This is a genomic window from Mycobacterium sp. E787 (assembly GCF_001668725.1).
In the GTDB taxonomy this organism is placed as follows: domain Bacteria; phylum Actinomycetota; class Actinomycetes; order Mycobacteriales; family Mycobacteriaceae; genus Mycobacterium.
Map to the genome: position 1 here is coordinate 138015 of NZ_LZKL01000016.1, position 14084 is coordinate 152098.

General features: G+C 67.9%; 13 protein-coding genes. 8 read left to right on the forward strand and 5 right to left on the reverse strand.

The window, feature by feature from the left end; translation table 11 throughout:
• Positions 1-50 precede the first annotated feature (50 nt).
• Together A5705_RS02825 and A5705_RS02830 are read left to right on the forward strand one after the other, a co-directional pair.
• Complete coding sequence (locus A5705_RS02825; RefSeq protein WP_068275212.1) at positions 51-1304, forward strand: cytochrome P450; 1254 nt, start codon at positions 51-53, stop codon at positions 1302-1304.
• Entirely contained in the window at positions 1305-2498 is a 1194-nt protein-coding gene (locus A5705_RS02830) for a S9 family peptidase (RefSeq protein ID WP_068275217.1), read from the forward strand.
• Between the two features lies 1 nt (position 2499).
• Here the strand turns inward: A5705_RS02830 and A5705_RS02835 are convergent, their stop codons facing one another.
• Positions 2500-3666 (reverse strand): serine/threonine-protein kinase, encoded by a 1167-nt coding sequence (locus A5705_RS02835; RefSeq protein ID WP_068275221.1) that lies wholly within the window; start codon positions 3664-3666, stop codon positions 2500-2502.
• A 304-nt stretch (positions 3667-3970) separates the two neighbouring features.
• On the opposite strand from A5705_RS02835, the gene A5705_RS02840 reads away from it, so the two are divergent.
• The 3 genes from A5705_RS02840 to A5705_RS26910 are packed head-to-tail and all read left to right on the forward strand — an operon-like array spanning position 3971 to position 6203.
• Positions 3971-4675 carry a hypothetical protein gene (locus A5705_RS02840; protein ID WP_068275224.1) on the forward strand — a complete coding sequence of 235 codons (705 nt, stop codon included), beginning with the start codon at positions 3971-3973 and terminating at the stop codon, positions 4673-4675.
• A gap of 33 nt (positions 4676-4708) precedes the next feature.
• A complete protein-coding gene (locus A5705_RS02845) occupies positions 4709-5698 on the forward strand; it encodes a DUF4268 domain-containing protein (protein WP_068275227.1) in 990 nt (329 codons plus the stop codon).
• The gene (locus A5705_RS26910) at positions 5688-6203 is read left to right on the forward strand and encodes a hypothetical protein (RefSeq protein ID WP_231982351.1); all 516 of its coding nucleotides are present in this window, start codon (positions 5688-5690) and stop codon (positions 6201-6203) included. The genes A5705_RS02845 and A5705_RS26910 overlap by 11 nt, the downstream gene beginning before the upstream one ends.
• Before the next feature lie 24 nt (positions 6204-6227).
• Here the strand turns inward: A5705_RS26910 and A5705_RS02850 are convergent, their stop codons facing one another.
• Positions 6228-7625, reverse strand: a complete 1398-nt coding sequence (locus tag A5705_RS02850; RefSeq protein WP_068275231.1) for a CehA/McbA family metallohydrolase — start codon at positions 7623-7625, stop codon at positions 6228-6230.
• A gap of 125 nt (positions 7626-7750) precedes the next feature.
• Between A5705_RS02850 and A5705_RS02855 the strand changes: the two genes are divergently transcribed.
• The gene (locus tag A5705_RS02855) at positions 7751-8605 is read left to right on the forward strand and encodes a phytanoyl-CoA dioxygenase family protein (protein WP_068275233.1); all 855 of its coding nucleotides are present in this window, start codon (positions 7751-7753) and stop codon (positions 8603-8605) included.
• The gene (locus tag A5705_RS02860; protein ID WP_068275236.1) at positions 8602-9981 is read left to right on the forward strand and encodes an FAD-binding oxidoreductase; all 1380 of its coding nucleotides are present in this window, start codon (positions 8602-8604) and stop codon (positions 9979-9981) included. The genes A5705_RS02855 and A5705_RS02860 overlap by 4 nt, the downstream gene beginning before the upstream one ends.
• Here A5705_RS02860 and A5705_RS02865 read toward each other — a convergent pair.
• Both A5705_RS02865 and A5705_RS02870 read right to left on the reverse strand, forming a co-directional pair.
• Positions 9978-11435, reverse strand: a complete 1458-nt coding sequence (locus A5705_RS02865) for a serine/threonine-protein kinase (protein WP_068275425.1) — start codon at positions 11433-11435, stop codon at positions 9978-9980. The two genes, A5705_RS02860 and A5705_RS02865, sit on opposite strands and share 4 nt — an antisense overlap.
• Before the next feature lie 52 nt (positions 11436-11487).
• Entirely contained in the window at positions 11488-12132 is a 645-nt protein-coding gene (locus A5705_RS02870) for a TIGR03085 family metal-binding protein (protein ID WP_068275240.1), read from the reverse strand.
• Between the two features lie 34 nt (positions 12133-12166).
• Here A5705_RS02870 and A5705_RS02875 point away from each other — a divergent pair, with 34 nt between their 5' ends.
• Positions 12167-13441, forward strand: coding sequence for an alpha/beta hydrolase (locus tag A5705_RS02875; protein WP_068275245.1), 1275 nt, complete (start codon positions 12167-12169; stop codon positions 13439-13441).
• On the opposite strand, the gene A5705_RS02880 is transcribed toward A5705_RS02875, so the two are convergent.
• Complete coding sequence (locus A5705_RS02880) at positions 13438-14031, reverse strand: TetR/AcrR family transcriptional regulator (protein ID WP_068275248.1); 594 nt, start codon at positions 14029-14031, stop codon at positions 13438-13440. The two genes, A5705_RS02875 and A5705_RS02880, sit on opposite strands and share 4 nt — an antisense overlap.
• Between the last annotated feature and the right edge of the window lie 53 nt (positions 14032-14084).

A 14084-nucleotide genomic window follows, 5' to 3' on the forward strand; every position in this document is an offset into this window, starting at 1 on the left:
CAAAGATAGTGTAGAAAGCCGAGCTCCCGTCGCGGTGGAGGACTTTCCAGATGACAACGCGTCCCGACGTCACCGACGACGCCCTGGTCGACTTCGACCACCACTCCGACGACTTCAACCTCAACGAACTGGCCATCAACGCCGACCTGAGGCAACGCTGTCCGGTGGCGTGGAACGAGCACTACGACGGCTTCTGGTTCCTCAGCAGCTACGCCGCGGTAAGCCAGGCGGCAAGAGACGGCGACACGTTCGCCCACAAATACGAACCCGACGCCGAAGACGGCGTCGACTACCAGGGCGAGATGGGCGTCCCGCGCCCCGAAGGCCAGCCGGCCCTGGGCATCGGCGAGATCGACGGCCCCTACCACCTGGCCCTACGCCACGCGCTGGCTCCATTCCTCTCCCCTGGAGCCGTGCAAAAGCTGAAGCCGTTCATGGAAGAACAGGCCCACGAGTTCCTCGACCAGAAAATCGAAGACGGTTACATGGACCTGGTGCTCGACTACGCCAGCCCGGTGCCGGCGATCCTGACCATGAAGCTGATGGGTCTGCCGTACGACAACTGGCACCTCTACGCCCACCTCTTCCACTCCGTCATGGCCGTCCCGCAGGACAGCCCGGAGTACCTCGAAGCCATCGCCAAGGTCCCGGAAATGATGCAAGGCGTCCTCGACTACGCGGCCACCAGGCGAGCGAACCCGAAAGACGACCTGACCAGCTTCCTGCTCCAATTCGAATTCGACGGCCACCGCCTCACCGACGAACAGCTGCTCAACATCCTCTGGAACCTCATCGGCGGCGGCGTCGACACCACCACCTCGCAGACCGCGCTGACGCTCCAACACCTGGGCACCCACCCGCAACTGCGCCAACAACTCATCGACCACCCCGAGCTCTACCGCACCGCCACCGACGAATTTCTGCGCTACTTCTCGGTCAACCAAACCCTGAGCCGCACCGTCACGAAAGACGTCGAGCTCAACGGCCAACGCCTCCGCAAGAACGACAGAGTCGTCATCAGCTGGCTCTCCGCCAACCACGACGAAAACGAATTCGAAAAACCCGACGAGATCATCCTGGACCGAACACCCAACCGCCACCTCGCCTTTGGGCTCGGGCCGCACCGCTGCATCGGCTCGCACCTCGCGCGGCTGATGTCCGAGGTGATGGTCAAGGCGGTGCTCGACCGCATCCCCGACTACCAAGTCGACGTCGACAACGTCCACCAATACCTCGGCAACCCGAGCATGACGGGGCTGGGCAAGCTGCCGGTCACCTTCACCCCGGGAACCAAGCGGGGCTAGATGCCCGACAGCCGCAGAACCGCCAACCCCTTGGCACAAGCACTAGGACCGTTCACCCGAACCGGCGGCTTCTACGCCCGCGCCTGGGGCACCTATTTGGATCGCCAGCCCGACGAGCTACCGGTGGCCCGCCCCACCATCGCACTGGCGGCGCAGGCGTTCCGCGACGAAATCCTGCTGGCCGGCTTCAGCCTGCTACGCCACGCACCCGACGCCGATACGCTGGGCCGGATCAACGAGGAAGTCCTTGCGGCACAAGACTTCTACGAAGACAAGGGCTGGCTCGACAACCCCGAAGGGTTCTTTGCCCCGCCGCCACCGCTGACCGACGTCACGGTCAAGCGCGTCAGCAGCATGGGACGCAACTACGAGCGGCTGTCCTTCGACAGCGAGTACGAGCCACATGAAGGCGAACCGGGCCGCGAGCGGTGGTTGAGCTACAGCGGCAACAACCGGGAATACGCCCTGATGTTCCGGCACCGCCGGCCGCGGCCCTGGCTGATCTGTATCCACGGTGCGGAGATGGGCCGGGCGGCGCTCGACCCGATGCTGTTCAACGCCTGGCACCTCTACCGCGACCTCGACCTGAACGTCGTGCTTCCCGTCCTTCCCATGCACGGCCCCCGAGCCCGCGGCGCACCGAAGTTCCCCAGCGAGGACGTGCTCGACGACGTCCACGGCGCCGCGCAGTCGGTCTGGGACATCGGGCGACTCATCACCTGGATCCGTGGAGAGCGGCCGGACGCCAGGATCGGGCTCAACGGCATCTCCCTCGGCGGTCTGATCTCGTCGCTGGTCGCCAGCCTCGACGACGGCCTCACCTGCGCGATCCTCGGCGTGCCGGCCGTCGACCTGGTGAACCTGGTCGGCCGCCACGCCGGCCTCAGCGGCCACGCCGCCCTGCGCCACACGATGAACTCGGCCAAGCCCCTCGGCCGGATGATCTCGCCGCTGGCGCTGACCCCGCGCGTGCCGCAAGAGGGACGCTTCATCTACGCCGGCCTCGCCGACCGGCTGGTACACCCGCGCGACCAAGTCACCCGGCTCTGGGAACACTGGGGCAAACCCGAAATCCAGTGGTACCCGGGCGGTCACACCGGATTCTTCCGCTCGCGGCCGGTGCAGCGCTTCATCGACGACGCGCTGGTGCAGTCCGGGCTCGTCGACCCGTCCCGGATACGACGCGGACGGTAGCTCAGTCGCCCCCTGGGCCTTTGTGTTTCTTGCCCGGGGGACCCGGGTGCGGCGGCGAGGGTGGCGGCAAGGGCTCCACGATGCTGCTGGGCGTCGCGGTCAAGGTCGTCGTCGGTGACGGCAACGGCGTCGTGGTATCGGCCGGCATCGGTGGCGATGACGAGAACGACGCGTCGAGCACGAACAGCATCAGCGCGAGAACGAAGACGGCGATAATCGCCGCGATCCACAGTTTGCGCCGGGGACCGTCCGGATCCAGGCGCGCGCCGGCGGGCGTATAGGCCGGGACAGGCGCCGTCATCACCCGGGTCGGCGGGCGGACGGGGGCGGGCACGACGGGAGCGCCGACCATCGCGGCCCGCATCGCGTCGGCCTGGTCGAACCGCCATGCCGGGTCGCGCGCCATCGCGCGTTCGATCGTGTCAATTAAGCCCGGCGGCAGACCGGGGCGCAGCGCGGCAAGCGGCGGCGGTGACTCGTACAGGATCGCGTGCGCCAGCGGGCCCAAATCCTCCTGCGGGAACGGCCGCCGACCGGATAGCGCCTCATAACCCACCACGCCGACGGAATACAGGTCGTCGGCCACCGTGGCCGGCTTGGCCGTCAGCCGCTCGGGACTCATATAGGCCATGCTGCCGACGACCTCGCCGGTCCGGGTATAGGCGGCACCGGCCGTCCTGGCGATGCCAAAATCGGCGAGCTTGGGTTCGCCCGTGGCGGTGAACAAGACGTTGCCCGGCTTGACGTCGCGGTGCAGGATGCCGACGTTGTGCGCCTCGGCTAGAGCATCGAGGACGCCACAGAGGACGACCTGCACGAACCGCCACGGCAGCGGCCCGCGCGCGATGTGGTCGGCCAGCGACACTCCCGGCAGCCGCTCCATGACGATGAACGGCAGCCCGCCGTGCTCGCCGACGTCGTGCACCACGACGACGTGTCGTCCGGTGAGCTGCGCGGCCGCCCGCGCCTCCGCCTCGAACCGCGGACGGCTCTCCGCCCGGGCCGTCAACCCCGGATCGAGCAGCTTGATCGCCACCGGGCGGCTCAGCTTCAGGTCCCAGCCGTCACGCACCTCGGCCATCGCCCCGCGGCCGAGGACGCCGCGCAGTTCGTCGCGGCCGCCCACGATCACAGCGGCAGCGGGTGGCTGAGTTCCTTGGAGCTCCATGTCCCGCCTGTCGGAAAGGGTGGCCCCCTGCGGGGTCGGGATAACCAAAGGCCAGGGAATCGAAACGTAGCTGCAGCGACTCCGACAAGTCGATCGCGACCAAGACCATTGATCAGGGTCGCGTGTCGCGCGCTCACATAACGCCAACGGCTCGTCGCCATGGACCGGCCACAGGCCGCGCGCTCTCGTCGCCCTTGCGTTCGGAATCCGATCCGCAAATTTTCGAGATTGCCGCCGGCTCGTTGCGCCATACTCACGAGGGGTGCTGTACAAATTCTGCAGCGATTCCCCAGGGGGATGGATAATGTCCGAGATGGCCCTGCGCTTATGCGAACCGTTGGCCCAGCACGCGGAAGCGATTGCGGGTTGCGCCGACCGGCAGACGGTGCGCTATGTCGCTTCGACTTGGCGCTCGTGGCTTGATCTTGCCGACGTAGATGATGATGTCACCAACAATGTCTTCTCGGCGATTGGGACGGGGACCGTCACGCGTCGGCAGATCCGAAACCTAGCCAAAGACGCCGATTCGGCAGATCGGCGGCTGGCGCTGCTGATAACGGCGCTCGTGTGGGGACGCGGCACCGCGAATGGAAGGATGCGCGACCCCATAATTCGGGCGCTGACGCATCGGGACCGCGATCAGGTACTCGAGCACACGGCCGACCTGGCCAAGCGTGGTGCCGCAGCCGACGCATACGCTGCCTGGACGCTGCCTGGTCTGCGAGCCCCGTTCTTTACCAAATGGCTATGGGCTGCAAGCTCCTTCAAACCCCAGTTGTGTTGCCTCGTCCAAGATAAACGGGTATGGAACAGCCTCCGATCGCTCAACTGGGACAGCCTGCAAGCGTCGGGGCGACGCGACTGGCCTTCGCGCTATGCCGCCTATGTCGCTGATGTCCACGAATGTGCGCACCAGCTCGGGAATCGCGTCAGCGCCGAAGACATCGAGTGCACGCTGTTTCGGATCAACGGCAACCTCAACGAGCTGCGACCGGCGGCTCTGACCTGAACTAACTCAGCTCGGTTAACTAGGGGAACTTCTGTGACAAGCGCGAACCTCGGTCGACTCACTACCGTCCCGCCTCGCACCGTGTGGGTGCACGAGGCGCACGACTTCACACCTTGGCTTCTGCAAAACGTCGACGTCCTCAGCGACCTGCTCGGCATGGAACTTGAGCTGAAAGTCGCAGAACATCCAGTCGGCGACTTCTCACTGGACCTTCTGGGACACGACCTCTCTGATGAGAGCGTGGTCATCGTCGAAAACCAGCTGGCACAGTCGGACCACGTCCACCTCGGTCAGATCCTTACCTACGCGGCAGGAACAAATCCCACGACGATCGTCTGGATTACCACCGGCTTTCGGCCCGAACACCGAGCGGCGCTGGACTGGCTAAACGAACATACTGACCCCGGCACACGCTTCTTCGGCGTCGAGATCGAAGTCGTACAGATCGGGGACTCCGTCCCAGCACCAAACTTCAAGCTCGTCGCCGAGCCCAACGACTGGGAGAAGCACGTCAAAGCTGCCACGGCGGCCGGCACGATCACGGAGCGGTCAAGGCTCTATTGGGACTTTTGGGAGCAATTCCGCGTTCGAGTGGTCAACGAGCACCCTGACTGGACGAGGCGAAAGACATCAACGCGCGACTCTTGGTACGACCTCGCCACGGGCACAAGCGGGGTTGTTTACTCGAGTGCCTTCACACGCAGCGGTCTTGCCGTTCAGTTGTACTTCAACGACGCCGATCCAGCGGTCAACAGGGCTCGCTTCGAGTCACTGCTCGCAAAGAAAGGTCCGTTTGAACAGGATCTAAGGGAGCAGGCGGTCTGGGATGAGATGACCGATCGAAAGGCCGCCCGCGTCTACATCACCTCGCCGTTCGACGATGTTGCTAACGTCGAACGCTGGCCCGCAATGATCGACTGGCTGCTGGATCGGCATGCACGCCTTCGGCAAGCGGTCCAAGCGGTCGGGGGGCTGGGGTCACTTCCCACTAGCCGGGCTGGATCAGCACTTGTTGAGCCCTAACGACCCATATAGAGAGCGCATCGCCAGGACCGCGGAACTCGTTGGTCGTCTCCACGAGATCATCGCCGAGCTAGAAGAACTCCATCCGGGGCGCAAGTTTCCGTTAGATGGTCATTTGGTGGGATCGCTGGCTGAGGCCGCGGCCGAGGCCATGTTCGACATCACGCTTAAGCCTCCATCCACGCCAGGCCATGACGCCGTTGTGAACGCAGATCGACAGCCTGTGGAGATCAAGGGCACCTATGGCAACAGCGGAGTTGCGTTGCGAATGACGTCGCATGCGGCCGCCGTCTCGCTCATCGTCCTGCGGTTGTCTCGGCAGTCTGGTGAAGATCACGAAGTGGTGTACAACGGTCCGCTGATATTGGCGGCCACAGCCGCAGGCCCACCCGGATCTAACGGTCAGGCACGCATTGGGCTCAATCGACTGCGCTCGCTGAATGCCCAAGTCCCCGAGGATGATCGAGTGCCAGTGCGCCTTTCCAATGGCGACACTACGGTCTGACGATCCGGCCCGGAAAGACCTTGCTCAGGCCAGCCACACCGGATTCGTCAGCGCGACCATCGCGCCGAGCGGGCGGCGCGGCGCCTCTCGTATCTCCAGGCGCGCGAAGCGTGCCGACGCGGCGTCGACTTCCCACCGCAGCATGGTCCGCGCCGGCCCGCGCACCGTCGCCCGGCCGACGCAACCCTCCGCGGTGACCAGGGCGGCGGTCGTCCCGGCGGCCCCGGTGATCATCGCGGTGACGGTCACCGGCGCCTCGGGCGGCACCCGCAGCGTCTCACCGGGACCGGCTCCCCGACCCGCACACGATGCGGTGAATTCGACTGTGACAGAACGTGATCGCGCGATATACGAACGGCCACGGCGCAACCCGTCGACCAACGCGGGCGTCGACAGCTCCCGCGCGTACACGACCGTCTGCGGCGAACCCACCGGCTGGTCATGCGCGTGGGAGTCACTGCCCCCGACCGCCACGACGCGCCGGCCCTGACACAGCAGACGCTGCCACATGCGCAGCGACACCTCGTCGTCGAGGTTCCACCGGCCGTTCCACACCTCGAGCCCATCGACATGGTCAAAACCGAACTCCCACAACGACCCCGGCACCGGCGCGGCGGGATGGGCGGCAAAAACCAGCCCGCCGGCCGAGCGGACCTCCGAGGCGAAGCGCGGGAACACCCCGTCGCGTGGCGCGTATCGCCAATCGACCCAGCCACCCGGCGGCAGCCCGACGGCGAGCCAGTGCCCGTGCCTGGTGGTGACCTCCTCGCCGGGAATCACCAACAACCCGCCGGCGCGGCACGCCGGCCACACCCGGTTGGCCGAGTTGGTGTTGTGGTCGGTGGAGACGATGAAGTCCAGCCCGCTTTCGTGCGCGGCCGCCACCAGTTCAACCGGATGGCGCTGGCCGTCGGAGTGCACGGTGTGCAGGTGCAGGTCGCCGCGGTACCAGCCGGCTCGGCCGGCGGGCGGCGCCGGATACGCGACGAACGGGCCGCTGTCCGGGCCGGGCTGCCCGCGTTCCAGGGTGACGTGCGCCTCCCAGGCCATTCCCCACGGGCTCAGCACCACCGGACCGAGGGCCACCGCCCACAGGCCCGGCTCGATGCGCCCCGCCAGGTAACCCGGGGTGGCGTGGCCGGCGGAGATCTCAAAGCCGTCGCGGGCGCCGCCCGACCATCCCCGGAATCCGGCCGCATTGCCCAGGTCGTGACCCGCCGGCCCAAACATGCCCAGATCCAACACGTTTCGGATCGGCCCGCCCACCGCGAAGCGGTCATGCGACGTGGTGACCCGGATTCGCTGCACGCCCAACGGGACCTCGAACGGCAGGTAGGCCCACTGGTCGATCCCGAACCGGAACCGGCCCGAAAACGACAGCTGGATCGCCTGTGCGTCGCGCTGCTCGGTCGCGATGCTCACGGCCTTCCTCCCCTATCGGTACAGGCCCAGGATCCCGCACGAAGGAGTAACCACCCGTTACTGCGACACGAACTCCCGCCGTCGGGCCACTGTCATTTGGATGCTGAGTTACTTAGGGTCTGCGTATGAGCATCGACGACGAGCCCGTCACGACGCTGGACGACCTCAAAACCGATCTGGCGGGCCGGTACAAATGGACACCGAGCGGCGGCGCGTCCGTCGACCCCGCGATCGTCGACGCGGACATGGCGGCCCTCGACCGCGACGGCTACGTCATCTGGGAGAACCTGCTCGGCGCCGACGAGTGCCAACAGATCCGCGACACCGTCGGCCCGATGCTCGCCCACACCGGACGCAACTCCTTCGAGGGACGGCGCACCCAACGCATCTACAGCGTGCTGAGCAGGGCCCGCGTGTGCGACCGGCTCGTCGATCACCCGCGGGTGCTCGCGGTGCTCGACCGCCTCCTGATGCCCAACTACCTGCTTTCGGCGTTGCAGGCCATCAACATTCAGCCCGGGGAGTCCGCGCAGCTGGCCCATCACGACGACGGCTTCTACCCGATCCCGCGGCCGCGGGCTCCCCTGGCCGCCGCGACGATCTGGGCGATCGACGACTTCACCGCCGACAACGGCGCCACCGTGCTATTCCCTGGCAGTCACCACTGGGGCGCGCGCCGGCCCGGGCCCGACGACCGCGCGCTGCCCGTCGTCATGCCCGCCGGCTCGTGCGTCTTCTTCGTCGGAACCCTGTGGCACGGCGGCGGCGCCAACACGACCGCCCACGCGCGGCTGGCCGTCACGGGCCAGTACTGCCAACCGTGGCTGCGGCCGATGGAGTCATACACTCTGTCGATGCCACGCGACGTCGCCCGCACGGTCTCCGCCGACATCCAGCGCATGATCGGCTACAGCATCCACCCGCCGTTCGTCGGCAACGTCGACGGCCTGCACCCGCTGCGCCTGCTGGAGCAGCCGTGAGCGACGTGGCAGAACGGTTCGCGAGCATCGTCGGCGAGCACAACTTCCTGACCGGCGACGCGATCCCCGAGGACTATTGGCACGACGAGGTGCTGACGACGCCGCCGCAGAAGCCGGCCTACGTCGCCAAACCGGCCACCGTGGAAGAGGTTTCGCGGCTGCTCAAAGCCGCCAGCGAAAACAAGATCCCGGTGACCGCCCGCGGCTCCGGCAGCGGCCTATCGGGCGCGGCGATCCCGCGCGCCGACGGGCTGCTGATCTCCTTCGAGCGGATGAACGCGATCCTCGAGGTCGACACCACCAACCAGGTCGCCGTCGTCCAGCCCGGCGTGACGCTGACCGAGCTGGACGCCGCGACCGTCGACTCCGGGCTGAGCTACATGGTGCACCCGGGCGAGCTGTCGTCGAGCGTCGGCGGCAACGTCGGCACCAACGCCGGCGGCATGCGCGCGGTCAAGTACGGCATCGCCCGCCACAACGTGCTCGGGCTGCAGGCGGTGCTGCCGACCGGCGAGATCATCCGCACCGGCGGCAAGATCGCCAAGGTGTCCACCGGCTACGACCTGACCCAGCTCATCGTCGGCTCCGAGGGCACCCTGGCCCTGGCCACCGAGGTCATCGTCAAGCTGCACCCGCGCCTCGGCCACGCCGCGACCGTGCTCGCCCCGTTCGCCGACTTCGACCAGGTCATGGAGGCGGTGCCCCAGGTCCTGGCCAGCGGCCTGGCGCCCTACATCCTCGAATACATCGACAACATGACGATGGCCGCGCTCGTCCACACCCAGAACCTCGAACTCGGCGTCCCCGACGACGTCCGCGACAGCTGCCAGGCGTATCTCGTTGTGGCGCTTGAGAATCGCACCGCCGACCGGCTGGACGAGGACGTCGAGCGGGCCGGCGAGCTGGTGGTCGAGCTGGGCGCCGTCGACGCCTATGTGCTGGAAGGGATCTCGGCGCGCAAGCTGATCGAGGCGCGGGAGAAGGCGTTCTGGACGGCCAAGGCGATCGGCGCCGACGACATCATCGACACCGTGGTGCCGCGCTCGGCGATGCCGAAGTTCCTCGCCGGCGCGCGGAGCCTGGCAGCCGAAGCCGGTGGCGCCGCGGCGGGCTGCGGACACGCGGGCGACGGCAACGTGCACCTGGCCATCATCTGCAAAGACCCGGCGAAAAAGAAGCAGCTGATGACCGACATCCTGGCGCTGGCAATGGAGTTGGGCGGCGCGATCTCGGGCGAACACGGCCTGGGCCGCGCCAAGACCCCGTACTTCCTGCAGCTGGAAGACCCGGTCAAGGTCGACCTGATGCGCCGCATCAAGCAGAGCTTCGACCCGGCGGGCATCCTCAACCCCGACGTGCTGTTCGGCCAGCGCTAAGTGGCCGAAGCGTATTCCAGCACCGGCTCCGACGAGTCGACGTGGCCGTTGCTGATGATCCGCAGCCGGTCCGGGCGCACCTCGTAACGAACCCCGTTGTCCGGATTGGTCACATCGAAACCGTCCGACGAGCGCACCGCGTCGGTCAGCTCGATGTGGGCGCCGTCGCGGATGCGCTCGCCGCGGTAGTAGAAACTGCCGGGCGCGCTCTGGCACACCACCGCGAGCGACTGGGCGGTCCGCACCACTGCGGCGGGCGGGTTGCCCGGGTCGCATCGCGCGGTATGCCCGACGAAGCCCAGACCGTCGGCGCCCTGGACGGGCTGCGACAGCGACGGCGTCTTCGTCGTCGACGGCGCCGGGGGCGCCCCCGATGCTTCCTCATGGGGTGAACCGCCGTGGTTGCCGAACAGGATCACGAACGTCGCGATGACCGCCGCGACCACCAGCAAAATCGCCGCCGCCCCGGCGACGACGATCGGCGCCCGGCGAACAGCCGGACTCGACGGGCGTTGCGGCGCCGGCGCGGGAGGCGGATACGGGCTGTAACCGGTGTCGTCGGGGTTGGGGAAGACCGCCGAGAACGGCCGGGTGCGCGACGGCGGTTCGGGTGGCGCCGACGGCGTCTGCCCGAAGGCCGCCCTGGCCAGTTCACCCGCGGACGAGAACCGCGCGGCGGGATCCTTGGCCATGCCCCGGGCGATGACGCCGTCGAACGCCTTGTCGATCCCCCGGCGCATGATGCTCGGCCGGGGCGGCGGCGAGAACAGGTGCGCGCTGATCAGCGGCGGGATTTCGGCGGCCTCGAACGGCGGTTGACCGGTGAGGCATTCGTAGAGCACGCACGCCAGCGAGTAGACGTCGGTCTGCGGGCCCACCCAGGTGCCGTTGAATCGCTCGGGCGCCATGTAGGCGCACGACCCGATCAGCGGCCCGCCCGCCGTCAAGCTGGGATCCCCGCCGGCGTAGGCGATGCCGAAGTCGACCAGGTACGCGAACCCGTCGTCGGTGAGCAGCACATTCTCCGGCTTCACGTCGCGGTGCACCAGCCCGTCGGCATGCGCCGCGTCCAGCGCGGACGCCACCTGGGCCGTGATCGACGCCGCCTGCGCGGGTTCGAGCGCGCCGCGTTCGCGCAGCAGGTCTTTCAGGCTGCGGCCATCGACCAGGCGCATGTCGATGAAGAGCACGCCGTCGATTTCGCCGAAGTCGTGCACCGGGATGACGTGCGGTTCCTGCAGCCGCGCCGCCAGCCGCGATTCTCGCCGGAAGCGCTCCTGGAAACCCGCGTCCGCCGCCATCTCGGGACGCAACAGCTTCAGCGCGACCATCCGGCCCTTCCGCGTGTCGAAGGCCCGGTACACCTCGCCCATTCCGCCCGCACCGATCAGCGATCGCAGCTCGTAGGGCCCGAACCGGGTGCCCAGGCGCGGGCGACGGTACGTCGAAAACACGTTGACCAGGGTTCCCACATCGAGCGCGCAGATAACCCCCGACGCGGCCGCCTCACATGCCGAAGTGCGCGCGCCTCATTGCGTCGACGGCCTCGGCCGGACCGCTCACCTCGACTTTCGCCGCGCCCCGGCGCCCAAAGAGATAGAGGAGGACTTCGCCCGGCGGACCGCTGACAAGGGCCATCGGCGCACCCGGCCGCACCGCCACCCGTTCGTCGGTCCCGGCCCACTCCACCTCGAGCCCGCACCCGCGCAGCCGCCGGCTCAGAAAGCGGCCGCCGCGGCGCACGTTTCGCCACAACCCGGCGTCCATGGCCGGCGTCAGGCCGCGAACGCCGAGCCCGTTGGCCCTGCGGAGGTCTTCGTGGTGGACGAAGCACTCGTTGAGGTTTGCCATGTCGCGCACCCATCCGATGCGGAAGAACCCGACGGGCGGACCGGACCGGATCCGCGCTACCAGCCCCGCAAAGTCCGAGCGCCCGGCCAACCGAGCCCGGCGCCGCTCGGCGAACCGTTCGAAGGGCCCGGGCAGCACGAGGCACGGCCCCCCGAGGAGATCATGTTCGCGCTGCACGAGGTGGGCGGCGAGATCGTGCGCGGTCCAGCCGTCGAGCAGCGTCGGGACGGCAGGGCCGAGCTCCCCGAAACAATCGCAGAGCTCGACGCGCTCCTGGGCATCGAGCGGGACGTCACCCACGAAGCCGGAGTTTACGAGCGGTTATGGTGGCCGCATGCAGAAGGCTCGACTCATGGACAATCTCCGGCAGATCGCGTCGCTGGTGGTCACGGCGGTAACGGCGCTGTCCACCCTCAACGCCTATCGACCGCTGGCGCGCACCGGTTACCTGTCGCTGTTCTCGTGGATGTTCGGCCTGGTTGTCACAGAACTGCCGCTGCAGACGATGGCCAGCCAGCTCGGCGGGCTTGCGTTGACGTCCCGCCGCCTGACCCGGCCGGTGCGGGCGCTCGCGTGGGTCACGGCGGCGGTCTCGGCGGCGGGCCTGCTGAATTTCAGCCGTGCCGGCCACCAGGCCAACGTGCCGCTCAACAAGGCGCTGGACGACGGGCTGGGGCCCGCCCGCCGCACCGACTCGGAGGGCCTGTGGCGCCGCCCGACCGGCGCCGGCAGCGCCAAGGCGCCCGGCCTGCTGCGGATGATGCGGATCTACCGCGACTACGCTCACGACTCCAACATCAGCTACGGCGAATTCGGCAGCGCCAACCACCTGGACATCTGGCGGCGCCCCGACCTCGACCCACATGGCAAGGCGCCGGTGCTCTTCCAAATCCCCGGCGGCGCCTGGACGACGGGAAACAAACGCGGACAGGCCCATCCGTTGATGAGCCACCTCGCCGAGCGCGGCTGGATCTGCGTGGCGATCAACTACCGGCACAGTCCGCGCAACACCTGGCCCGCCCACATCGTCGACGTGAAACGGGCCCTCGCCTGGGTCAAGGCCAACATCGCCGATTACGGCGGCGACCCGAACTTCATCGCCATCACCGGCGGTTCGGCCGGCGGCCACCTGTCGGCGCTGGCGGCGCTGACGCCCAACGACCCGCAATTTCAGCCGGGTTTCGAGGACGCCGACACGAGTGTGCAAGCGGCCGTGCCGTTTTACGGGATCTACGACTTCACCCGGCTCGACGACTCGCTGCACGCGATGATGCCCGGCCTGCTGATCAAATCGATCATCAAGCAGCGGCCCTCGACGCACCTGCAGACGTTCGCCGACGCGTCGCCGATCCATCAGGTCAACGCCGACGCCCCACCGTTTTTCGTGCTGCACGGCAAGAACGACTCGCTGGCCTTCGTCGAGCAGGCGCGCGCCTTCACCACCAGGCTGCGCGAAGTCAGCAACCAACCCGTGGTCTACGCCGAATTGCCTTACACCCAGCACGCTTTCGACATCTTCGGCTCGGCCCGCGCCGCGCACGCCGCGGTCGCCGTCGAGCAGTTCCTCGCCGAGGTCTACACGGCGCAGCTGAAGGCCAACGCGGCCTAACTGAGCACCCGCTCCACCACCCCCGCGATCATCGCCTCCGGGTCCTGCTCGATCCCGACCGCGGCCAGCTCGCCGCCGATGGCAAGCGACGCGACGCCGTGCACCAGCGACCACAGCGGCGCGGCAACCGCCCGCGGATCCCGACCGTCGGCGAGCCCCGCGATCGCGTCGAGCAGGTCGCCGAACGCTCGATCAGCGGCCACCCCCAGGCCCGGATGGTCGGCCTTGGAGATCTCCGACCCGAACATCACCCGGTAGTGGTCCGGATGCGCGACGGCCCAGCGCACGTAGGCGCGGCCCAGTTCGACCACCCGGGCCCTCGGGTCGGACGCGCCGTCCGCGGCCGCGACCAGCGCAGCGTGCAGATCGTCGAATCCCTGTTCGGCGACGGTGGCCAACAGCTCGGCCTTGTCGGCGAAGTGGCGGTACGGGGCCGCGGCGCTGACGCCGGCGCGGCGCGCGGCCTCGGTCAGGGTGAAGCCCTTCGGCCCCTTCTCGGCCACCAGCGACAGCGCGGCGCTGGTCAGCGCCCGTTTGAGGTCGCCGTGGTGGTAGCTGCCCCGCCGCGACGCGGCCGTCTTCCGTGACATGTTGACGACATTAACATCGTGGTCTATGTTAATGCTATTCACATCAGTCGGAA